This is a genomic window from Pseudomonas fortuita (assembly GCF_026898135.2).
Taxonomy (GTDB): domain Bacteria; phylum Pseudomonadota; class Gammaproteobacteria; order Pseudomonadales; family Pseudomonadaceae; genus Aquipseudomonas; species Aquipseudomonas fortuita.
The window spans coordinates 5,900,167-5,923,571 of the sequence record NZ_CP114035.2 but is presented as its reverse complement, the minus strand read 5'-3'; the positions used below and the strand labels follow the sequence as shown (position 1 = coordinate 5,923,571).

16 protein-coding genes are annotated in these 23,405 nt (G+C 62.6%); 6 read left to right on the top strand and 10 right to left on the bottom strand.

The genetic code is table 11. The annotated features are described in order from the left end of the window. The first annotated feature begins 164 nt into the window (after positions 1-164). Both hemE and OZ911_RS27000 read left to right on the top strand, forming a co-directional pair. Positions 165-1,229: a uroporphyrinogen decarboxylase gene (gene hemE / locus OZ911_RS27005; RefSeq protein ID WP_016489617.1), complete on the top strand. Its 1,065-nt coding sequence runs from the start codon at positions 165-167 to the stop codon at positions 1,227-1,229. 115 nt (positions 1,230-1,344) lie between these two features. After that, entirely contained in the window at positions 1,345-1,692 is a 348-nt protein-coding gene (locus OZ911_RS27000; protein WP_016489616.1) for a YgiW/YdeI family stress tolerance OB fold protein, read from the top strand. 81 nt (positions 1,693-1,773) lie between these two features. Here the strand turns inward: OZ911_RS27000 and OZ911_RS26995 are convergent, their stop codons facing one another. Beyond that, complete coding sequence (locus OZ911_RS26995; RefSeq protein ID WP_224372599.1) at positions 1,774-2,961, bottom strand: MFS transporter; 1,188 nt, start codon at positions 2,959-2,961, stop codon at positions 1,774-1,776. 165 nt (positions 2,962-3,126) lie between these two features. Between OZ911_RS26995 and OZ911_RS26990 the strand changes: the two genes are divergently transcribed. Both OZ911_RS26990 and OZ911_RS26985 read left to right on the top strand, forming a co-directional pair. Then, positions 3,127-4,026, top strand: coding sequence for a LysR family transcriptional regulator (locus OZ911_RS26990; RefSeq protein WP_016489614.1), 900 nt, complete (start codon positions 3,127-3,129; stop codon positions 4,024-4,026). A 76-nt stretch (positions 4,027-4,102) separates the two neighbouring features. Beyond that, positions 4,103-4,876, top strand: a complete 774-nt coding sequence (locus tag OZ911_RS26985; RefSeq protein WP_016489613.1) for a ParA family protein — start codon at positions 4,103-4,105, stop codon at positions 4,874-4,876. 353 nt (positions 4,877-5,229) lie between these two features. Here the strand turns inward: OZ911_RS26985 and trxC are convergent, their stop codons facing one another. The 4 genes from trxC to OZ911_RS26965 form a co-directional block, all read right to left on the bottom strand. Continuing rightward, positions 5,230-5,664, bottom strand: coding sequence for a thioredoxin TrxC (trxC, locus tag OZ911_RS26980; RefSeq protein WP_016489611.1), 435 nt, complete (start codon positions 5,662-5,664; stop codon positions 5,230-5,232). Positions 5,665-5,800: 136 nt separating this feature from the next. Then, positions 5,801-7,261: a protein adenylyltransferase SelO gene (gene selO, locus OZ911_RS26975; protein WP_023046998.1), complete on the bottom strand. Its 1,461-nt coding sequence runs from the start codon at positions 7,259-7,261 to the stop codon at positions 5,801-5,803. A 45-nt stretch (positions 7,262-7,306) separates the two neighbouring features. Further along, positions 7,307-10,615 (bottom strand): mechanosensitive channel MscK, encoded by a 3,309-nt coding sequence (gene mscK, locus OZ911_RS26970; RefSeq protein ID WP_023046999.1) that lies wholly within the window; start codon positions 10,613-10,615, stop codon positions 7,307-7,309. Between the two features lie 35 nt (positions 10,616-10,650). Continuing rightward, positions 10,651-12,393: a potassium/proton antiporter gene (locus tag OZ911_RS26965; protein ID WP_016489608.1), complete on the bottom strand. Its 1,743-nt coding sequence runs from the start codon at positions 12,391-12,393 to the stop codon at positions 10,651-10,653. 179 nt (positions 12,394-12,572) lie between these two features. Between OZ911_RS26965 and OZ911_RS26960 the strand changes: the two genes are divergently transcribed. Then, positions 12,573-14,723, top strand: a complete 2,151-nt coding sequence (locus OZ911_RS26960; RefSeq protein WP_268968528.1) for a dermonecrotic toxin domain-containing protein — start codon at positions 12,573-12,575, stop codon at positions 14,721-14,723. A gap of 45 nt (positions 14,724-14,768) precedes the next feature. Here OZ911_RS26960 and betA read toward each other — a convergent pair whose 3' ends face one another. The 3 genes from betA to betI all read right to left on the bottom strand — a co-directional run bounded on the left by betA (position 14,769) and on the right by betI (position 18,712). Next, a complete protein-coding gene (gene betA / locus OZ911_RS26955; RefSeq protein WP_016489606.1) occupies positions 14,769-16,466 on the bottom strand; it encodes a choline dehydrogenase in 1,698 nt (565 codons plus the stop codon). Between the two features lie 77 nt (positions 16,467-16,543). After that, positions 16,544-18,016: a betaine-aldehyde dehydrogenase gene (gene betB / locus OZ911_RS26950; RefSeq protein WP_016489605.1), complete on the bottom strand. Its 1,473-nt coding sequence runs from the start codon at positions 18,014-18,016 to the stop codon at positions 16,544-16,546. A 39-nt stretch (positions 18,017-18,055) separates the two neighbouring features. Then, the gene (gene betI / locus OZ911_RS26945) at positions 18,056-18,712 is read right to left on the bottom strand and encodes a transcriptional regulator BetI (protein WP_016489604.1); all 657 of its coding nucleotides are present in this window, start codon (positions 18,710-18,712) and stop codon (positions 18,056-18,058) included. Between the two features lie 531 nt (positions 18,713-19,243). Between betI and OZ911_RS26940 the strand changes: the two genes are divergently transcribed. Then, positions 19,244-21,190: a BCCT family transporter gene (locus OZ911_RS26940; protein ID WP_224372596.1), complete on the top strand. Its 1,947-nt coding sequence runs from the start codon at positions 19,244-19,246 to the stop codon at positions 21,188-21,190. Positions 21,191-21,301: 111 nt separating this feature from the next. Here the strand turns inward: OZ911_RS26940 and OZ911_RS26935 are convergent, their stop codons facing one another. Together OZ911_RS26935 and OZ911_RS26930 are read right to left on the bottom strand one after the other, a co-directional pair. Continuing rightward, positions 21,302-22,069: a divergent polysaccharide deacetylase family protein gene (locus OZ911_RS26935; RefSeq protein WP_268968527.1), complete on the bottom strand. Its 768-nt coding sequence runs from the start codon at positions 22,067-22,069 to the stop codon at positions 21,302-21,304. Between the two features lie 8 nt (positions 22,070-22,077). Then, entirely contained in the window at positions 22,078-23,394 is a 1,317-nt protein-coding gene (locus tag OZ911_RS26930; RefSeq protein WP_070087043.1) for a S41 family peptidase, read from the bottom strand. Positions 23,395-23,405 lie beyond the last annotated feature (11 nt).

Sequence of the window (23,405 nt, the reverse complement as noted above, 5' to 3'; positions counted from 1 at the left end):
TCACAGGGTTAAGCGCAGAACCTGTGGGTGCGGGCATGCCCGCGAAGCTTTTGTATACAAAAACGCTTGATCTATAGCATCCAATAGACAAAACGCATGGCCATGGCCGTGCCTTTTGCGCTGGCGTCTGAGAAAATGCCCGCACTATTTTTCCGGATGCCGACATGACTGCCCTGAAGAACGATCGTTTCCTGCGTGCGCTGCTCAAGCAACCCGTAGACGTCACCCCGGTGTGGATGATGCGCCAGGCCGGCCGCTACCTGCCGGAGTACCGCGCCAGCCGCGCCAAGGCCGGCGACTTCATGAGCCTGTGCATGAACCCGCAGTTTGCCTGCGAAGTTACCCTGCAGCCGCTGGACCGCTACCCGCTGGACGCGGCGATCCTGTTCTCGGACATCCTCACCATCCCTGACGCCATGGGCCTGGGCCTGTACTTCGAAACCGGCGAAGGCCCGCGTTTCAAGAAGGTCATCAGCACCCCGGCCGACATCGAAGCGCTGCCGATCCCCGATCCGCAGAAAGACCTGGGCTATGTCATGGACGCGGTCAGCACCATTCGTCGTGAGCTCAATGGCCGTGTGCCCTTGATCGGCTTCTCCGGCAGCCCGTGGACCTTGGCCACCTACATGGTCGAAGGCGGCTCGTCGAAGGACTTCCGCAAGACCAAGGCCATGGCCTACGACAACCCGCAAGCCCTGCACCTGCTGCTGGACAAACTGGCCCAGTCGGTCACCAGCTACCTGAACGGCCAGATCCTGGCCGGTGCCCAGGCTGTGCAGATCTTCGACACGTGGGGCGGTAACCTGTCGGCGGCGGCCTACCAGGAGTTCTCCCTGGCCTACATGCGCAAGATCGTCAGCGGGCTGATCCGCGAGCACGAAGGGCGCAAGGTGCCGGTGATCCTGTTCACCAAGAACGGTGGCTTGTGGCTGGAAAGCATTGCCGAAGCCGGCGCCGACGCACTGGGCCTGGACTGGACCTGCGACATCGGCGATGCCCGCCGCCGTGTGGGTGACAAGGTGGCGCTGCAAGGCAACATGGACCCGACCGTGCTGTACGCCAAGCCTGAGGCCATCCGCCAGGAAGTGGCGCGCATTCTGGCCAGCTATGGTCACGGCACCGGCCACGTGTTCAACCTTGGCCATGGCATTACCCCGGAAGTCGACCCGGAGCATGCGGGCGTGTTCATCAATGCCGTGCACGAGCTTTCGGCGCAGTACCATCAGTGATCTGAGCGCTGAAAGCAAAGCCCGGCCCTGTGCCGGGCTTTTTGTTGCATTAAGTTTGGATTCAGCGAACGTCGCTAATCTGGTCCCATCGAAACCTAAACAGGACCCGATCCTCATGAAAGCACGTTATCTCGCCCTTATCTTTGCCCCGCTGTTCAGCACTGCTGCACTGGCCGCCAGCTATACCGGCCCCGGCGCCCAGTCGGTCACCACCGTGGCAGCTGCCAACGACGCTGCCGATGACACGCCCGTGGTGCTGCAGGGGTATGTGACCAAGAAGATCAACAACGACGACAAGTACGAGTTCAAGGACAACACCGGCACCATCACTGTTGAAATCGACGATGAAGACCTGCCGCCGACGCCGTTCAACGACAAGACCAAGGTGAAGCTGACCGGTGAGGTGGAGAAGCACCTGATGAGCCGGGAAGTGGATGTGGATATCGTAGAGATCATCAACTGACCTGATGGCCTCTTCGCGGGCACGCCCGCTCCCACAGGGATTGCACTGAACCCTGTGGGAGCGGGCGTGCCCGCGAATGTTTCACACCGATTTGGGCGGTAACTTGCTCAGGTGCAACGCCACCAGCAACGCAACCGCCAGCAAGCTGCCAATGAACAGCCCGATGCCGTTCCAGCCCCACTGGTGCCAGAATACCCCGCCCGCCGTACCGGCCACGCTGGACCCTGCGTAATAGCTGAACAGGTACAGCGACGATGCCTGCCCCTTGGCTTTGAGCGCCCGGCGGCCAATCCAGCTGCTGGCCACCGAGTGTGCGCCAAAAAAGCCGAAAGTGAACACCAGCATGCCCACGATCACCATCGCCAGCGGGCTGGCCAGGGTCATCAGCAAGCCACCGGCCATCACCACGATACTGGCCCAGAACACTTTGCGCCGGCCTAGCTTGTCTGCCAGGGCACCGACTTGCGCCGAGCTGTAGATCCCGGACAGGTACACTACCGACAGCAAACCGACCAGCGCCTGGTTCATGTGGTAGGGCTCGGCCAGCAAGCGGTAGCCGATGTAGTTGAACAGGGTGACGAAAGCCCCCATCAGCAGGAAGGCTTCCAGGAACAGCCAAGGCAGCCCGGCATCTTTGAAGTGCATGACAAAACCGTCCAGCAGGCTGCGCGGGCTCATCATCTGCGGGCGGAAGTTGCGCGATTCGGGCAGCACCTTCCAGAACACCAGTGCGGCGACCAGGGCCAGGCCACCGATGGTCAGCATGGCCGTGTGCCAGCTGACGAAGTCGATCAGCACGCCGGTAATCAGCCGCCCGCTCATGCCGCCAATCGCGTTGCCGCCGATGTACAGGCCCATGGCCAGGCCGATGTGCTGTGGGTGGATCTCTTCGCTCAGGTAGGTCATGGCCACAGCGGCCAAACCGCTCAGGGACAGGCCAACCAGGGCGCGGGTGGCCAGTACCAGTTCCCAGCTTGGCATTACCGCGCTGGCCAGGGTGGAGAGGGCGGCGCAAACCAGGGCAAAGACCATCACCGGCTTGCGCCCGATGCGGTCAGAGATGGGGCCGGTGATCAGCAGGCCGAACGCCAGCATGGCGGTGGAAACCGACAGCACCAGGCTGCTCTGCGCCGCGTTGATGGCAAATTCTTTCGACAATAGCGGCATCATCGGCTGCACGCAGTACAGCAGGGCAAAGGTGGCGAAGCCGCCGCTGAACAGTGCCAGCACGGTCTTCATGAAGGCGGGGGTGCCTTTTTCAATCCACATTTCGTTCAGGGAGGCAGGCTCTGGTTCGGCAGGAAGGGGAGCTACAGCAGTTTTCACGGGCGGGTACCTCTGGCGCAATGAAAAAAGCATATAGCTGGCTAATGATTAGATCCAATATATTGTTCGACCTATTTAAGACGTTTTTCGACTCATTAGGAGCTGGTCATGGAACTGCGTCACCTGCGCTACTTCATTGCTGTGGCTGAAGAGCTGCACTTTGGCCGCGCCGCCCAGCAACTGGGCATTTCCCAGCCGCCCCTGAGCCAGCAGATCCAGGCCCTGGAGCAGGAACTGGGAGCGCGGCTGTTCGAGCGTACCAACCGTCGGGTCGAGCTGAGCGAGGCGGGGCGACTGTTCCTTGAGGAAGCGCGGCAGGTGCTGGCGCAAGTGGAGAAGGCCGCAGATGTGGCGCGGCGGGCGCAGTTGGGTGAATTGGGCGAAATGAAGATTGGCTTTACCTCGTCTGCGCCATTCACCTCGAAGATCCCCAAGGCCATCCATGCTTTTCGCCAGCGCTTCCCGGCTGTGCACCTGAACTTAAAAGAAATGAGCAGCCGTGATATCGCCGAAGCAGTGTTCGACGAGTCCATCGAAGTAGGGCTGATGCGGCCGATGCCTTTGCCGGAAGGCTTGCTGGCCACCGAATTGTTCCGCGAGCCGCTGGTGGCGGTGATCAACGCATCGCATCCGCTGGCTGAAGGCACGGAACAAGGGGTGCACATGGCGGCGCTGGCCCATGAGCCGTTTGTGTTCTTCCCGCGCAGTTATGGCAGCGGCCTGCATGCACAGTTGCTCAGCCTGGCGCGGCAGGCGGGCTTCAGCCCGCACTTTGCCCAGGAGGCTGGGGAGGCAATGACCATCATCGGCCTGGTCTCGGCGGGGTTGGGGGTATCGGTGTTGCCAGCGTCGTTCCAGCGTATGCGCATCGAAGGGGTGGTGTACCGCACGCTGCTGGATGAAGGGGCGATGTCGGCGGTGTGGCTGGTGCAGCGCGAGCGGGGCAATTCGGTAATGGCCAAGGCGTTTGCCGAGCTGTTGACCGGGCAGGTGGTCGGCCAGGGCTAATGTTGGCCAAATGGCGCTGGCCATTGCCGCAGTACCGCCACATACTCGGGCATTCGTTGAAACACGGAGGTCAATCATGCGTCGCGTGGTGTTCAATCAGAAAGGTGGGGTGGGCAAGTCGAGCATCGCCTGCAACCTGGCGGCGGTCAGTGCCAATGAAGGCTACCGGACCCTTTTGATCGACCTGGATGCCCAGGCGAACTCGACCCAGTACCTCACCGGCCTGACCGGCGAGGATATCCCGATGGGTATTGCCGACTTCTTCAAGCAAAGCCTGTCCAGCGGGCCGTTCAGCAAGAAGAACAAAGTCGATATCTACGAAACCCCGTTCGACAACCTGCACGTGGTCACTGCCACTGCCGAGTTGGCCGACCTGCAGCCCAAGCTTGAGGCCAAGCACAAGATCAACAAGCTGCGAAAGTTGCTCGACGAGCTGGACGAGGACTACGAGCGTATCTACATCGATACCCCGCCAGCGCTGAACTTCTATGCCGTTTCTGCGTTGATCGCCGCAGATCGCGTGCTGATTCCCTTCGACTGTGACAGCTTTTCGCGCCAGGCCCTGTATGGCCTGCTGGCGGAGATCGAAGACCTCAAGGAAGACCACAACGAAGACTTGATGGTCGAAGGCATCGTGGTCAACCAGTTCCAGTCCCGTGCCAGCCTGCCGCAGCAGATGCTCGACGAGCTGCTGGAAGAAGGCCTGCCGGTGCTACCGGTGTACCTGGGCAGCTCGGTGAAGATGCGCGAATCGCACCACGCCAGCCTGCCGCTGATTCACCTGGAGCCCAAGCACAAGCTGACCCAGCAGTTTGTCGAGTTGCATGATCTGCTGGAGGAGAGAGGTTAGACGTCTGGTAGGTATCAAGGCTGCCAGGTGCCTGGCGCAGCATTTTCGGCGCCTGTGACATCGAGCGCCGCCCGCGCGGCGCTTCGCGGGACAAGCCCGCTCCCACATTCGTTTTGGGCCAGTCCCTCCTGTGAGTTGACCGCTGTCCGGCTTGTTTGTTCCATTCGATATCAAAGGTTACGCAGCTACCCTTCACCCATCTTTCGCCATATACCAAGGGTGCGCGCGCCTATGGCACAGGAGTAATTGGCCAGAAACAAATGTGGGAGCGGGCTTGTCCCGCGAAGCGCCGCGCGGGCGGCGCTCGATCTCACAGGCGCCATCCTGCTAACGGCATGCACCAGAAAACACACCTAAACCCCTTGGCTACGCACCCACTCCAGCAACGACTGGAGTGGAAATGCTCCGGCCTGGCGGCTGACTTCGCGGCCGTTCTTGAACAGCAGCAGGCTGGGGATCGAGCGGATGCCCAGTTGCCCGGCCAGGTTGCGGTTGGCTTCGCTGTCGAGCTTGGCCAGGCGGCAGCGGCCGGCCAGTTGGCGGGCGGCTTGTTCGAAGGTGGGAGCGAAGGATTTGCAGGGGCCGCACCAGTCGGCCCAGATGTCGACCAGCAGCGGCAGGTCGCCTTTGATCTGGCTGGCGTAGCTGGCTTCGGTGAGCTCGAAGGGGGTGCTCAACAGCACCTCCTGTTTGCAGCGGCCGCATTTCGGCGCGTCGCCCAGGCGCTCGGCGGGCAGGCGGTTGAGGCCGTTGCAGTGGGGACAGGGGATTACCAGTGGGTCGGACATATCAATTCCTTGTGTTGTTTGTTCGGGCCCTATCGCCGGCAAGCCAGCTCCCACAGGGGGACCGCTTGCCTCAGGTCTGGCACGTTACCTGTGGGAGCTGGCTTGCCGGCGACAGGGCCGGTAGAGCAATCATCAATCAGGAAGAGCAGCTGATTTCCAGGTGCTTGCCCCATTCCGGCGGCCGCTGGGCGTAGGCCTGCATCCCGGGCTGTTCCTCGAAGGGGCGGGTCAGTACCTGGTGCAATTGCCGTACTTCACTGTAATCCCCCGCCTCAGCCGCTTCGATGGCCTTTTGCGCCAGGTAGTTGCGCAGCACATACAGCGGGTTCACCGCATGCATCCGTTCACGGCGGCCTTCGGTATTGCCGGGTTCGCGTTCACAGCGGGCCAGGTAGTCTGCACCCCAGGCATCGAAGCCGGCCAGGTCGATAAAGTCGTCGCGCACCACCTTCAGCGCCTGTGCCGCAGGCTGTTCACCCAGCTTGCGGAAGAACAGGCTGTAGTCCACGCCACCACGCTGCATGCACTGCAGCAGGCGCTCGACCAGTGCCATATCGTCGTCTTCGGCAGTGGTCAGGCCCAGGCGCCGGCGCATCAGGTCCAGGTAATGCGCCTGGTACAGCGGCAGGAACAGCCCCAATGCTTCCTTCAGTGGCTCAACCTCGATGACAGTGGTCAGGGCCTGAGCCAGCGCGCTGAGGTTCCAGTGGGCGATGGGCACCTGGTTGGCGTAGCTGTAGCGGCCACGGTCGTCGGAGTGGTTGCAGATGAAGTTGGCGTCGAAGTCGTCGAGGAAGGCGTACGGGCCGAAGTCGAAGGTGATGCCCAGGATCGACATGTTGTCGGTGTTCATCACCCCGTGGCAGAAGCCATAGGCCTGCCAGCGGGCGATCAGTTCGGCGTTGCGCTCGACGATGGTACGGAACATGGCCAGGTAAGGTTGTTCGGCGTCACGGCATTCGGGGTAGTGCTGCTCCAGCACATGGTCGATCAGCACACGCTGCTGTTCGGGCTGCTTGGTGTAGTAGAAATACTCGAAATGGCCGAAACGTACATGGCTCTGCGCCAGGCGGGTGAGCATGGCGGCGCTTTCACGGGTTTCGCGCCACACCACGGTGCTGGAGCCGATCACGCACAGCGCCCGGCTGCTGGGGATGCCGAGGGCGTGCAGGGCTTCGGAAGCAAGGAATTCGCGGATCGACGAGCGCAGCACGGCGCGGCCGTCGCCCATGCGTGAATACGGGGTCTGGCCGGCGCCCTTGAGGTGCAGGTCCCAGTGCTCGCCTTTGTCGTTGAGGACTTCGGCCAGCAGCAGGCCGCGGCCATCGCCCAGGCGTGGGTTGTACGAGCCGAACTGGTGCCCGGAATAGACCATCGCCCGTGGGTCGGCTTCTTCCCACAACTTATGGCCGCTGAACAGCTCGGCGAACACTGGCAGGTCGGCTTGCGCGGGGTCGAGCTCGAGCAAGGTCATGGCCGACTCGCTGGCTACCACCAGGCGCGGGTCTGCAATGGGCTCGGGCAGCACCTGGGTGGAGAACGCATCGCCCAGGCGGGCGAAGCGGTTGTCGAAGGTGAGTTGGTCGAGGGCTTTCACGGGCTGCTCCTGAGATTCAGCACAGAATAAAGCATTCGAGCCCACTCAGGCCGGTGCAGTGCCATCCGGTTTAGGTTGCTCCAGCGGAATCAACTGCTGCTTGCCGCCCTTCTGGTCCATCAGGAACACCTCCACCTGGCGTACCGAGATCTTGATGTTGTGGGCCTTGAACTCGCGGTTGATGTAGCGGTTGATCTCGTCCAGCGTCGGGTTGCGGTCGCCCAGGTCGCGCACGTGCATGCGCAACTCATGGTCGAGCGAGCTTTCACCGAAGTTGAGGAAGTACACGATCGGCTCCGGGTCCTTGAGCACGCGCGGGTTTTCGTGTGCGCCCTTGAGCAGCAGGTCGCGTACCAGGTCCAGGTCGGAGCCGTAGTCGATGCCCAGCTTCAGCGTCACCCGGGTGACCGTGTCGGTCAGCGACCAGTTGATCAGCTGGCCGGTGATGAAGGTCTTGTTAGGGACGATGATGTCCTTGCGGTCGAAATCGGTGATGGTGGTGGCGCGGATGCGTATCTTGCTCACCGTGCCCGACAGGTTGCCGATGGTGATGGTGTCGCCGATCCGTACCGGGCGCTCGAACAGAATCATGATGCCGGAAATGAAGTTGGCGAAAATTTCCTGCATGCCGAAGCCCAAGCCCACCGACAACGCGGCCACCAGCCATTGCAGCTTGTCCCAGCTCACCCCCAGGGTCGACAGGGTGCTGACGATACCGATGCCGACAATGGTGTACGACAGCAAGGTGGTGGTGGCATAGGCACTGCCTTGGGCCAGGTTCAGGCGTGAAAGCACCAGCACCTCGAGCAGGCCTGGCAAGTTGCCCGCCAGGGCGAAGGTGATGCCGACGATCACCAGCGCACCCAGCAGGTCGCCGAGGCTGATCGGCACCATACTGGCGGCCGTGCCGGTGCCGCTGGTGTATTCGTACAGGACGAAGTTGTTGAGGTAGGCGAACACTGAGATCAGGTCTGCCCACACCCAGTACAGGCCGGCGATGAAGCCGCCGAGCAGGGCCAGGCGGATCAGGCGCAGCGATTGCTGGTTGACCTGCTCGATGTCCAGCGTCGGCTCTTCGGTAATGACTTCGCCATCCAGCCCTTCCTTGGCCGCAGCCCGTTTGCTGAGCGCGCGTTGGTAAGCCAGGCGCCGTGCCGCCACTGACAGGCCGCGCACGAATGCCGCTTCGATCACCAGCCAGAACATTAGCAGGTACAGGGTGTAGATCAGCCGGTCGGTGAGTTTAAGCGCGGTGTAGTAGTAGCCGAAGCACACAGCGACGAACAGGGCGATGGGCAGCGCGGTGAACGCGACGCCCACGGCCTTGCGGAACAGAGAGGTATTGCGGTGCGCGGGGCTGCTGAGCAGCAGGCGGCTGAGCAGCCAGGCCATCAGTGCGTAGCAGGTCAGCACCACGCCGATACCCAGCACGTCGTCGGCCAACGCCGAAGGCTGGTGTTCGGCCACCGCCACCACACCGACCAGTGCCAGCACCACGGTGCCCAGGCGCCGCACCCAGCCACGCAGGAACTCGACCTGCGGTTTGTGCCAGCGGAAGTGGATTTCTGCCACGCCACCGGGGGCGAGGATGCGGTAGGCGGTGTAGAACACCAGCCAGGCCTGGGCCAGCTGCCAGAGTGCGGCGCCCAGGTTGGCGTTTTGCCCGCGGGCGTCGATCTGCAAGGCGTAGCTGCACAGCGCCAGGCCAAGGCTGACCGGCATCGCCAGGAGGATGTTGATAAGGATCGCCTGGGGCGTGTGCCATTGGCTGTCACGGCGGAAGTGGCCGATGTCCTGGTGCACCTTGCCTAGCCGTTGGTACAGGTACTTGCGCCGCCACAACAGCGCGCCGATGACCAGCAACAGTGGCAAGAACAGCAGCGGACGCTGGCTCAGGCCGTCGGCCAGCTCTTTCAGGCCCGAGCCCCACGGCAGGTTGGCGACCTGGTCGGCCAGGCGCTCGGGTACATAGCTCAGCCAGTCCCAGTCCAGCGGCTTGTTGCTGGGGATCCAGAACATCTGCTCGTCCAGGGTGGTGCGCAGGTTCTGCGCGGTGCCCAGCAGCTGCTTCTGGTTGAGCTGCAGGGTGATCGATTCGTTGAGCAGCGCCGACAGTTCGCGGTTCAGCCGCTCCAGCAGGTCACTGCGGGTGATCGCCACTTCCAGCAACGCCTTGCGCAGCTGGGGAGTCACGTCTTCCTGCGGTTGGGCGGCCAGCAGCTTGTCGACGTAGGTGACCGGGTTGCTCATCTGCTCGCGTTGCTGGTTGACCTCGAACTGGTACAGCCGGGTGTCGGCGATCTGGTCGGCCAGGTCGCGGTCGACTTTCAGGTGCGGCAGGGTCTGCTTCTGCTTGTAGAGGATCTTTGACAGCAGCAAGCTGCCCTTGAGCACGTTGATCTGCTCGTCCAGCGCCTGGTCGGCCTGGGTCAGGCTGTCCAGCTGCTGCTTGGTGCGCAGGTTCTGCTGGGTCAGCTCGTTGAGGCGGTCGGTGCTTTTCAGCAGGTAGTCGGAGAGCTTGAGGTTGATCGCGCTTTCGGTCGCCAGCAGGCTGCTGCCACCGGCCTTCTGGGCCTCGATCGACTGTTGGGTAACCGCTTCCTGGGACTGGGCCAGGCGCTTTTCGTTGATCAGGGTCTGCAGGTCCTGGATTTCCTGCTCCAGGCGCGCGGCGCGCTCGATCAGCAAATCATGACGAGCATTGCCGAGATCTTGCAGCAGGGTGTTGCCGGCCAGTTCCTGGCGGCGCAACAGGGTCAGCGCGTTGAGCGAGGCAAGTTCGGCGTTGAGCTGGTTGCGCTGGTCGGCGTTGATCGATTTGCCGCCGTCCTTGCCGGTTTTAAGGATGGTGTTGATCTGCTGGGCGCGGGCCTGGCTGTTGCTGATTTCGGCCTGGGCGCGTTCCGGGCGGGTTTGCGAATTGATGATCAGGCTGTTGGCTTCGGACAGCGCCTTCTGCAGCTCGCCCTGCTGGGTGTTGCGTTCGCTGAGCATTTGCTCGAGCTGCGGCACGGTGAGTGCGGCGTACCGTTGAGCGACGGGCAGCGCCTTGCTTTGCTTGAGCCTGGCGAGCTCCTTCTGGCTGTCACTGGTTTCCTTGGGCGCACTGGTCAACTGCTGCTTGAGCGCGGCGAGCTTCTTTTCGTTGTCTTCCTTGCTGGCAAGCAGGCTCAGCGTTTGCTCGAGCACTTGCTGCAGTGCCTTCTGGTCAGCCTCGGGCAGTTTGCGCTCGGCGATCTTGTCGAGGCTATTCTGGATGCTGGCGGTGGTCGGGGCTTCTGCCGCGGTGGCGGCAAAGGAAAGGGACAGGCACAGCCCGAGCAGGGCTGTGCGAAGGTACGCGCGCAGGGACATAGGCAGACTACTTGTGGATCCGGCAGAAACGAAGTTTAGAGGAACAATCCTGGTCCGGGTCGCGTTCCTTCGGGGAATCTGACGCCTACTTTCTGAATCTTGTTCCCGTCCATGGTCGCCACGGTCCAGATCGTGCCATGCCAATCGACCTGGTCACCTACTACTGGAGCGCCTCCGACCTTCTGTCGGATGAACTGCGCCAGCGGCATTTTCGCGTCCAGGCCATCGAGTTTCAGGCCGTAAAGCGCTGCAACGGCTCCCAGTTCGGCATCGCCTTCGAGCACGAAGTCGCCAAAGAAACGCAGGTCCAGGCCGCGTTGTGGCGCTTGGCTGAACAACTTGCCCAGGGCAGGCAGGTTGTGCTCATGACCGATCACGCAGAGCATGTCGTCAACTTGCAGCACGGTACTGCCTGAGGGGTGCAGCAGTTGTTCGCCCCGGAACAGCGCGGCAATCCGCGTGCCTTCGGGCATTTTCAGCTCGCGCAGGGCGGCCCCGATGCACCATTTTTCGGCGCCCAGGCGGTAGACGAACATTTCCCACTCGCTGGTGATGTGCACTTCCAGGGCAGAGCGGGAGATTGGCGCCGGGTCTGGCGGTACGGTCACTTTTAGCAGTTTGGCCACCCACGGCAGGCTGGTGCCTTGCACCAGCAGTGATACCAGCACGATGAAGAACGCCAGGTTGAAGAACAGCTGAGCGTCTGGCAGGCCGGCCATCAGCGGGAACACCGCCAGAATGATCGGCACCGCGCCGCGCAGGCCTACCCAGGAGATAAAGCCTTTTTCGCGGCCATGGAAGGCCTTGAACGGCAGCAGTGCCGCGACCACCGACAGCGGCCGCGCCACCAGGATCATCCACAATGCCAGGCCTAGCGCCGGCAAGGCGATGGGCAGCAGGTCGTGAGGTGTGACCAGCAGCCCCAGCACCAGGAACATGCCGATCTGGGCCAGCCATGCCATGCCGTCGAGCATGTGCAGGATGCCATGGCGGCTGCGGATAGGCTTGTTGCCCAGCACCAGGCCGCACAGGTATACGGCGAGGAAGCCGCTACCGTGCAGGGCGTTGGTCAGCGAGAACACCACCAGGCCGCCGGCTACTACCAGGATCGGGTACAGGCCACCGGCCAGGTTGATGCGGTTTACCAGTTGCAGCATCAGCCAGCCGCCACCCAGGCCCAGCAGCCCGCCGATGCCGAATTCGCGCAACAGGTGGCCCAGCAGGCTCCAGTGCAGGCCGGTCTGGCCGCTGGCGATCATGTCGATCAGGGTGACCGTGAGGAACACGGCCATTGGGTCGTTGCTGCCCGACTCGATCTCCAGGGTGGCGGTAACCCGTTCGTTCAGGCCTTTGCCGCCCAGCAGCGAGAACACCGCAGCCGCATCGGTAGAGCCCACGATGGCGCCGATCAGCAGGCCCTGGATCAGGCTCAGGTTGAACAGCCAGGCGGCGACCAGGCCGGTGAGGGCGGTGGTGATCATTACCCCGACCGTGGCCAGCGACAGCGCCGGCCACAGCGCTACGCGAAAGCTTGCCACCCGCGTGCGCAAGCCACCGTCGAGCAGGATCACGGCCAGTGCCAGGTTGCCCACCAGGTAGGCGGTCGGGTAGTTGTTGAAGATGATGCCGCCACCATCGACACCGGCGACCATGCCGACGGCGAGGATGATGACCAGAATGGGGATGCCCAGGCGCGAAGACAGCGAGCTGACCAGAATACTTGCACCCACCAGCAATGCGCCGATCAAGAACAGGCTGTTGATGGTGCTTGCATCCAAAGGCAGGTACTCCGAGACAGCGGCGGGAAGGGACGTGGTAGCGCGTTGTTCAGCAAAAGCTAGCAGGTCGCGTGCCAATCGATTCTAACCTGAGGCCGATGCGGGCTGTAAAGCGATACCGCATCGTTACTGCGGCTTGCCTGTGTAGTGGAACGCCTTGTCCCAGGTAGCCAAGATCCATGAACGATCAAGAAACCTTGTCACTCGCCCAGCTGGCCCAACGCATGCTGGGGCATTTCCCTGATTTGCACAGGATGGCGCGTCAAGCGGCCGGCCATGTGCTGCACCAGCAACTAGGGTACTGGGTGGATCCGGACAGGCTCTATTGGCACGAATTCCACGCCGCAGCAACGAGCTCGCGCAGCTACACCGGCTGGTGCCACAGCGGGCCGCCTTGGCGCTCCCTGAGCCTGACCGAGCTGGTGATCCAGCGCTTCAGCCCACAGCAGCAGGACAGTGCAGATGAATTAAGCGTTTACGGTGGCTTCTACCGGGTGGACGCCAGCCACATTGACTATGACGAGCGCAACGAAGTGCGGCTTGACCCACAGCACGTGCTGAAGGCGTTCTGGCAACTGGATTTTGCGGGGCGCTATACCGAGGCTCTGAGCAGGTTCCGGTCGCTGCATGGCGAAGATTATTGCGTGCTGGCCCGCGCCCGTTTCCTTGCCGCCGTGGGCCAATCGACGCTCAGCGAGCCAGAGCGGCGGGAGCTGATGGTGGCGACGTTTGCGGTACCCGCACTGCCGATCAGTGTGCAAGGTCTGCGACAGACCCGGCCAGTGAATGCCCAGCGGGGTTGGAGCACGCTTGCCATCGGCGGTATCAGCGCCAGGCTGCTGTTCCAGCATAAGCTGAAGACTGGCAAGTTGTGCCTCTATCTTGCCGATGCGCAGGCTGTTGTGCAGGTATTCGACAATCGCCACGTACTTACAGCATGGCTTGCTGATCAGGCCGACACGCCTGAGGGGCGGGAGCGCCTGGTCAGGCTGTTCGTCGGGGATGGAGTACTGGCACAGCCGCTACGCCTGCGCATAAGCACATACCTCAAGTGGCTTGCCCAGTCACGGGGCGATATCACGATTGCCGGGCAGGCGATTGCAGGGGACCTGTTCGTCCACCTGCGCGAAGCGGTCATGGATGATCTGACCAGCGATGCCCACGAGCGGCTGACCACCAACGCACAACTGCGCAAGGCCAACTGGTTGGCGGGCTTACAAGCTGCCAGTCTGGTCATTGCACCGATGGCGCCGTTTGGCTGGCCAGTATTATTGACCTCGCTGGGGCTTGGCACCGCGAGCCTGGCGCTGCACCTGGACCGGGCACTCAATGGCAAACGGGCCTGGCGCACGGCAGCATGGTGGGCAGTAGTGACGGATATCCTTTTCATCCTGCTTGATGCAGCAATGATGCGTGCCGGTGACCTGTTCAGCGATAGCCGCGTACCCCCGCGCAATGTTGGCCAGGTGCAAACCGCGGTTGCCAAGGTCGATTGGGAGCTTTACATGGCGCCGGCGGCAGACGAATTGCTGGCTGTGTCGGACGGGGCGCTGGCCCGCCAGGAAGCCCTGATGGGCGCGGTGCCGTGGGCTGACCTGGATGCCTTGGGCGCCCGCGGTGAGTATCTGGATGCATTCAGTGAGCCCTTTCCCGTCTATCGCGATGAGCACGGCTTTGGCTCGCCCGCCATTGCCGAGTCCACCAGCTCACCAGAGCGCTACAACAACCTGTGGCGGGGGCTGCCCCTCGAGGGTACTCACGCCGAGAATATCCAGCGCAGTCACGACCTTGCCCGTGCCCTTGGGGAGATAGGCGTAAGCAACCAGGTACGGCTGTACCGTGCTGCGTCGGGCTTGCGGGGTTCCGGTATACCGGCGTTCGGCGATGGCGCCATTGAGGTGGGGGACGTGCTGGTGACCACCGACTTCACGTCTTTCACGGAAAACCGTTATGCGCTCTGGGAGGTTTTCAACGACCCGCAGACCCAGGTCAGTGGCAGAGGGGCGTTTGATGACAACGCGTTGGTGTACGTGCTGGAACCGGGCGAGGACATGCAGGCCACGCCTATCGGGCCTTTCTCAAGGCGACCGGATGAGGCAGAGTCGCTGATGTTGCCAGGGCGCTACCTGCAAGTGGAAAAGATGACGGCCGTTCAGGGCCACGATTATCGCTTCATGGAGGTGTGCCTGAAGGCACTGGCGCAAGCGCCAAGCGGGGTGACAGTGCGGGAGATGCGCACGGGGGTATTGTTCGATCGCCAGGCACTGGCTGAGCGGTTGGGCACAGAGGATGACGCGTTGATGCGCACCTTCTTTGCGCTGCCCACCTGACTGGAAGGCGTAAGAGGGGCCGCAGCGCGGCCCCTGATCAGGGTGTCAGCCCTGCTTCACTTCACGCATCGGCTTGCCTTTCACCGGCGCATCCCCTGCCACATAGTACTTGGCGGTGCTGCGCGGCAGCGGCTTGCGACCACGGATCTTGTCCGAGATCTTCTCGGCGATCATGATCGTGGTGGCGTTGAGGTTGCCGGTGATGATCAGCGGCATGATCGACGCATCGACCACGCGCAGGCCCTTCATGCCATGCACACGGCCTTCGCCGTCAACCACTGCCATGTCGTCGGTGCCCATCTTGCACGAGCACGACGGGTGGAAGGCGGTTTCGGCGTGCTCGCGGATGAACTTGTCCAGCTGTTCGTCTGTTTGCACGTCGGCGCCCGGGCTGATCTCGCGGCCACGGTATGGGTCCAGTGCCGGCTGGGCCATGATTTCGCGGGTCAGGCGGATGCCGTCACGGAACTCCTGCCAGTCCTGCTCGGTGGACATGTAGTTGAACAGGATGCTCGGGTGCTGGCGCGGGTCTTTCGACTTGGCCTGGATGCGGCCACGGGCAGGCGAGCGCATGGAGCCCATGTGCGCCTGGAAGCCGTGTTCCTTCACGCCATTGGAGCCGTTGTAGTTAATGGCCACCGGCAGGAAGTGGTACTGAATGTTCGGCCACTTGAATTCAGGGCGCGTACGGATGAAGCCACCAGCCTCGAACTGGTTGCTGGCGCCGATACCGGTGCCGTTGAACAACCACTCGGCGCCGATGGCCGGCTGGTTCCACCACAGCAGCGATGGGTACAGCGACACCGGCTGGGTGCAGGCGTACTGCAGGTACAGCTCAAGGTGGTCCTGCAGGTTTTCGCCAACGCCCGGCAGGTCGTGCACAACCGGGATGTCGAGGCTTTCCAGCAGTGCGCGCGGGCCCACGCCAGAGCGCTGCAGCAGCTGCGGAGAAGCGATGGCGCCGGAGCTTACGATCACCTCCTTGCGGGCACGGGCTTCAACACGCTCTTCGCTGTCGCCGACCAGGTAGGTCACGCCAACGGCGCGTTTGCCGTCGAACAGTACGCGGTCGCTCAGGGCGTGGGTGACGATGGTCAGGTTCGGGCGCTTCTTGGCTTGGTCCAGATAGCCACGGGCGGTGCTGGAGCGGCGGCCGTTTTTAGTGACCGAACGGTCCATCGGGCCGAAGCCTTCCTGCTGGTAGCCGTTGAGGTCTTCGGTGCGCGGGTAACCGGCTTGTACGCCGGCCTCGACCATGGCGTGGAACAGCGGGTTGTTGCCGGCCTTTGGCGTGGCAACGCTGACCGGGCCTTCACCACCGTGGTAATCGTTCGGGCCGATGTCACGGGTTTCGGCTTTACGGAAGTACGGCAGGCAATCCAGGTAGGTCCAGTCTTCCAGGCCTGGCAGTTCTGCCCAGCCGTCGAAGTCCATGGCGTTGCCGCGGATGTAGCACATGCCGTTGATCAGCGACGAGCCACCCAGGCCCTTGCCACGGCCACACTCCATGCGGCGGCCGTCCATGTGCGGCTCCGGGTCGGTCTCGTAGGCCCAGTTGTAGCGGCGGCCCTGCAGCGGGAAAGCCAGGGCGGCTGGCATCTGGGTGCGGAAGTCGAAGCGGTAGTCAGGGCCACCGGCTTCGAGCAGCAGCACGGTGACGCCGGCGTCTTCGGTCAGGCGGGTGGCCAGGGTGTTACCGGCCGAACCGGCACCGACGATGATGTAATCGAATTCTTGGGACATGAAAGTACCCTCGTGTTGGCGGTGATCAGGGAGCGGGAACGCCCGTGCACAGCGGCACGGGCGTGGCTAGACAGGGCTTAGAAAACCGAGTTGTAGCCGCCCAGCTCGACCTGGACCGACTTGATGCGAGTGTATTGAGCCAGCGAGCTGACGCCGTTCTCACGGCCGACGCCCGACTGCTTGTAGCCACCGACCGGCATTTCGGCCGGCGATTCACCCCAGGCGTTGATCCAGCAGATACCGGCTTCCAGCTTGTGGATGATGCGGTGGGCGCGGGTGATGTCGTTGGTGCACACACCGGCGGCCAGGCCGTACTCGGTGTCGTTGGCACGGCGGATCACTTCTTCCTCGGTCTCGTAGGACAGGATGCTCATGACCGGGCCGAAGATTTCTTCCTTGACGATGGTCATGTCGTCGGTGCAGTCGGTGAACACGGTCGGGGCCACGAAGGCGCCCTTGGCGAAGTCACCTTCGGTCAGACGCTCGCCGCCGCACAGTACGCGGGCACCTTCTTCTTTACCCTTGGCGATGTAGCCCAGCACGTTTTCCATGTGAGCGAAGCTGACCAGCGGGCCGAAGTTGGTGTTTTCGTCTTCCGGGTTGCCAACGCGGATGCGCGCAACACGCTCGGCGATCTTGGCTTCGAACGCCGCCTTCATTTCAGCCGGGATGAACACGCGGGTGCCGTTGGTGCACACCTGGCCCGAGCTGTAGAAGTTGGCCATCATGGCGATGTCGGCGGCCTTGTCCAGGTCGGCGTCGGCGCAGATGATCAGTGGCGACTTGCCGCCCAGCTCCATGGTGACTTCCTTCAGCGAGGAGCTGGAGGCGCTGGCCATGACTTTCTTGCCGGTGGTGGTGCCGCCGGTGAAGGAGACTTTTTCGATGCGCGGGTGCTCGGTCAACCAGGTGCCAACTTCGCGGCCGCTGCCGGTCAGCACGTTGAACACGCCATTCGGCAGGCCGGCTTCGGTGTAGATCTCGGCCAGTTTCAGGGTGGTCAGCGAGGTGACTTCCGATGGCTTGAAGATCATCGCGTTGCCGGCGGCCAGGGCCGGGGCGGATTTCCACAAGGCGATCTGGATCGGGTAGTTCCAGGCGCCGATACCTGCGGTCACGCCCAGCGGCTCGCGGCGGGTGTAGACGAAGGACGATTCACGCAGCGGAATCTGCTCGCCTTCGATGGCCGGTACCAGGCCTGCGTAGTATTCCAGCACGTCGGCGCCGGTGACGATGTCGACGTAGCGGGTTTCGGAATACGACTTGCCGGTGTCCAGGGTTTCCAGCTGGGCCAGTTCATCGTTGCGCTCGCGCAGAATTTCGACGGCACGGCGCAGGATGCGCGAACGCTGCATGGCGGTCATCGCAGCCCAGACTTTCTGGCCACGCTCGGCGCTTTCCACGGCCTTCTCGACATCGGCCTCGGTGGCACGTTGTACGTGGGCGAGGACTTCGCCGGTGGCCGGGTTGATGGCTTCGAAGGTGGCATCGCTGCCAGCGTCGACGTAAGCGCCATCAATGTAGAGTTTTTGCGTTCCGAAACGGGCCATAGTGTCCTCGCAAGTGCAGTGTGTGGTTTGGCTTGCGCGTCACGCTCCTGCCGGGTTGGCAAGGGCCGTGCGTGCTGGTTCGGCAGCCTGGTCGTTTGTGCCCAGGGTGTGCTGTTTAGCCAGTTGTAGATCCATGTATTCGTAAGCAATCCGTATCGCCTGGTCGGTGTCGAATGCATCACCCGACAGGGCGCCACGCAGCCACAAACCGTCGATCAGGGCTGCCAGGCCGCGGGCTGCCTTGCGCGCATGGTAGAGCGGCAGGGCGCGGCGGAACTGGCAGCACAGGTTGGAATACAAGCGGTGGTCGTTGATCCGCTGCAACCTGTGCAAATCGGGCTGGTGCATGCTGGAAGCCCAGAAGGCCAACCAGGTTTTCATTGCCGGGCCGTTCACCTGGCTGGCATCGAAGTTGCCTTCGATGATCACTTTCAGATGAGCGCGCGGGCTGTCATCCGCCAGGGCCTGTCGGCGTGCTCTGACACCTTCGTTGAGCATGCTCATGATGTAACCCATCGTCGCTGCGATCAGGCCGTTCTTATCCCGAAAGTAGTGACTGATGATGCCGTTTGACACACCGGCCAAGCGGGCAATCAGCGCAATGCTGGCGTCCCCCAGACCGACCTGATCGACCGCCTGCAATGTGGCTTCGATCAACTGCTGGCGGCGGATGGGTTGCATACCGACCTTGGGCATCTTGCTATCTCCTCAGGTCTGCGAGCAGGCGACGGGCGGCTGACTCGGCGAAGACCAGTCTATTTTGTTTTGATTGAACGTTCAATCAATAAAGAATAAGCTCTGCGACAATTTGTGCCATTGACAGCTTTCAGGGCGGTCGAGAAGGCACGGATTGACACCCTAGGAAATCGTGTAACCCCCGGAATACAAGGCGTTGACGGGCATGAGCGATGCGAAATACAGATTCTGCCGCACGGCCCCTGGCCCTGCGACAGGCCCTTGGAGCGGGCGAGGTAGTCTGTGACGAATGCGCGCACCCCTGCGGATGCTTGGCATTTTTCAGCAGCCCAGTCTGTTTTTTTGCAACGTATCGATTCGGGATCACGGTTTCCAAGGTGCTTTTATAACACCTGACGCAGTGGGGATATTCCACCAATTGCTCGGGAAAGACTGATTAGCCTCCACAGCCGTACTGCCCGGAGCATTCGTGCAATGAGTTCTGCCTCACTTACCAAGCCCCCCGCCGAGAGGGTACGGGTCAACCGCGTGGTGTTCTTCACCTCCGCGCTGATGATCCTTGTTCTGACTGCCTTGCTGATCGCTGTACCCGATACCGCTGGCCAGGTGCTGGGCGTGGCCCAGAAATGGCTGACGCGCACCTTTGGCTGGTACTACATGCTGGTGATCTGCGGTTACCTGCTGTTCGTCGTCTACCTGGCCTTCTCCGATTACGGCAAGCTCAAGCTTGGCGGCAAGGACGACCAGCCTGACTTCAGCTACGGCGCCTGGGCCGGCATGCTGTTCTCTTCCGGTATTGGCATTTCGCTGCTGTACTTCGGCGCTTCCGAGCCGCTGGACCATTACTTCAACCCACCGGAAGGCACCCCGGCCAGCCTCGAAGCTGCGCGCCAGGGCCTGCAGCTGACCTTCCTGCACTGGGGCCTGCATGGCTGGGCGATCTACGCCTTGGTCGGCCTGGCTGTGGGTTACTTCGCCTACCGTCACAACCAGCCGCTGGCATTGCGCTCAGCGCTGTACCCGCTGGTGGGCGAGCGTTGGGTCAAGGGCGCTGCCGGCAACGCGGTGGACATCTTCGGCATGTTCGTCACCCTGCTGGGCCTGGTGACCAACCTGGGGATCGGCTCGATGCAGGTGTCCTCGGGCCTTGAATACCTGTTCGGCATGGAGCACAGCCAGACCAACCTGCTGGTGGTGATCCTGGTCATGGCCGGCGTGGCCACCGTGGCGGCGGTATCGGGCGTGGAAAACGGCATTCGCCGCTTGTCCAACCTGAACATCCTGCTGTTCAGCGGCCTGCTGCTGTTCGTGCTGCTGGCGGGCAACACGCTGCACCTGTTCAACGGCTTTGTGCAGAACGTTGGCGACTACCTGAACGGTATCGTGTTGAAAACCTTCGACCTTTACGTGTACGAAGGCGAAGCCGGCAAGTCCGAGCGCTGGTTGGGCCTGTGGACCGTGTTCTACTGGGCCTGGTGGATTTCCTGGGGCCCGTTCGTCGGCATGTTCATTGCCCGTATCTCCAAGGGCCGTACCGTGCGCCAACTGGTCAGCGGCGTGCTGTTGATCCCGCTGGGCTTCACCTTGGCCTGGCTGTCGATCTTCGGCAACACCGCACTGGACCTGGTGATCAACCAAGGGGCGGTGGAGCTGGGCAAGACTGCGCTGGAACAGCCGTCAATGTCGATCTACCAACTGCTGGAATACTTCCCGGCGGCGAAGATCGTGATTGGTGTGGCGGTATTTGTCGGCTTTGTACTGTTCCTCACCCCGGCCGATTCCGGCGCGGTGATGATGGCCAACCTGTCGTGCAAAGGCGGCAAGGTGGATGAAGACGCCCCGCACTGGATGGTGGTGTTCTGGTCGGTTGTCATTACCCTGGTCACCATCGGCCTGCTGTTTGCCGGTAACTTCGAAGCCATGCAAACCATGGTCGTGCTGGCAGGCCTGCCGTTCTCGGTGGTGCTGGTGCTGTTCATGTTCGGCCTGTACAAGGCCATGAAGCAGGACGTGGCGGTCGAACAGGAGCGCGCCGAACTGGCGGCCCGTGGTCGTCGTGGCTTCAGCGAGCGCCTGACCCAGCTGGAGCTGCAGCCCACCCAGGCTGTGGTGCAGCGCTTCATGGACAAGCAGGTCAGCCCGGCGCTGAAAGAAGCGGCCGCGCAGTTGCAGACTCTGGGCTTTGAGGTGGAAACCCGCGTTGGCCAGTCGCGCAACATGATGGGCCTGCGGGTGATGATGGACGAGGGTAACCCGTTCGTTTACGAAGTGAGCCTGGACGGCTACATGGCCGCGCCGAGCGAGGCGCCGGTTGAAGGCGAACCGGAAGTGCGTCAGCGCTACTATCGCGCCGAGGTGTACCTGCACGATGGCAGCCAGGAGTATGACCTGATGGGCTTTGCGCCCGAGCAGATCGTGCGTGATGTGCTGGATCAGTTCGAAAGCCACCGCCAGCTGCTGGGGCGTGTGTACAGCTGATTGCTGTTGATGCAAACAAAACCCCGCTCACTGAGCGGGGTTTTTTATTGGGGTCGCTTTGCGGCCCTTCGCGGGCATGCCCGCGAAGGGCTGCAAAGCAGCCCCAGCTTCTCAGCGATTGGTGTAGCGGCCATTCTTGCCATGCCCAGGCATCGCCTGGTTGCTGCGCACGGCAATCATCTGGCTGAGCCTGATCAGTTCGATGCCCTGGCCCTTGAGCTGTGGCTGTGCCCGTTCCAGCACGTCGAGGGTTTGTGGGTAAGGATGCCCGATCAGCACCGCAGACCCTTGCTTGCGCGCCAGGGCGATGCCTTGCTGCAACTGCCCGGTGATCGCCTCGGTTGTGCGCACATCGTCGAGGAACACATCCCGCGAAACGTGGGCCAGGCTGATGCGCTGGGCCTCGGCTGCGGCCACGGTGGCGGCGCTGGTGCGGCTGTCGACGAAGAACAGGTGGCGTTGCTGCAGTTCACCCATCAACCAGGCCATGGGTTCACGCTGTGCCGTCATGCGGCTGCCCATGTGGTTGTTGATGCCGGCGGCGTAGGGCACTTTCGCCAAGGCCGCATCCAGGCGCTGCGCCAGCGCTTCGATGGCTATGCCCGGGTGCCAGGCATAGGGCCCGGTGGCCGGGTCCATGGGCATGTGCAGGATCACCGTTTTGCCGGCCTTGTGGGCCTGGCGGGCGAAGTCAGTGGCATGCGGGGTATCGGGCATGATCGCCATGGTCACCGGGCCGGGAAGGGCGAGGGTGCGGCTGTCACGCTCGGTGCTTTGGCCCAGGTCGTCGATGATGATGCTCATGTAGGCCTTGCTGACCGGCGCCGCGTGCGCGACACCGGCCATCAGGGAGAACAGCAGACACAGCAGGTAACGCATCGTGTGGATCATTTGCCCGAAGTGATGTTCAGCCCCTTGAGCAGGCTCAGGGCCTGGCTCAGCTGGAAGTCATCGTCCTGCGGGCGTTCCTTGCGTTTGCTGCTGCCGGTCGGGCGGTCGGCGCCGCCGTTGCCGTTGCCCAGGTGGCCCTGCAGGTCGGCTTCCTTGAAATTGTCGGTATCGACTTCGGCGGTAAGTTTGGCCGGGCGCACTTCGATATCGGGGACGATGCCCTGGGCCTGGATCGAGCGGCCATTCGGCGTGTAGTACAGCGCGGTAGTCAGCTTCAGGGCGCGGTCGTTGGCCAGCGGCAGCACGGTCTGCACCGAGCCTTTGCCGAAGCTGTCGGTACCCATCAGTACGGCGCGCTTCTGGTCCTGCAGGGCGCCTGCGACAATTTCCGAGGCCGAGGCACTGCCGCCGTTGATCAGCACCACCAGTGACACGCCATCGCTGGCGTCGGCCGGGTCGGCAGAGAAACGCAGTTCGGAGTTGGCGATGCGGCCCTTGGTGTAGACGATCAGGCCCTTGGTCAGGAAGTGGTCGGCCACTTCCACCGCCGACTGCAACACGCCGCCCGGGTTGTTGCGCAGGTCCAGCACTACCCCGCGCAACTTCTTGCCGTTGTCTTTGCGCAGCTTGGCCAGCGCCTTGCCCACTTCGTCGCCGGTCTTGACCTGGAACTGGGTGATGCGGATGTAGCCGTAATCGTTCTCCAGCAGCTGGCTCTTCACGCTCTTGACCTGGATAACCGCGCGGGCCAGTGTCACGTCGAACGGATTGCCGCCGTCACGCACCAGGGTCAGGGTGATCTTCTCGCCGATCTTGCCGCGCATCTTGTCGACCGCTTCGGTCATGGTCTGGCCACGGGTCGGGGCGCCGTTGATCTTGACGATCAGGTCGCCTGCCTGCACGCCGGCACGCGAAGCCGGGGTGTCGTCGATTGGCGACACCACCTTGATAAAGCCGTCTTCCTGGCCAACCTCGATGCCCAGCCCGCCGAACTCGCCGCTGGTGCTTTCCTGCAGCTCCTGGAAGTCCTCCGGGCCGAGGTAGGCGGAGTGCGGGTCGAGGTTGCTGAGCATGCCCTTGATGGCGTTTTCCAGCAGGGTCTTGTCATCCACCGGTTCGACGTAGGCAGCCTTGATGCGGTCCATGACCTCGGCGAAGGTGCGCAGCTCTTCCAGCGGCAGCGGCGCCTTGGCGGTTACCTCGGTGGCTGGCACTGCGGCGGCCTTGGCCGGCTCTGCGGCAGTGGCCAGGGGCGCGCCGACCGCCAGGGCGATGGACAGGGCCAGCTGGGTGAGACGAGGCGAGTGCAGCATGTCGAACGAAC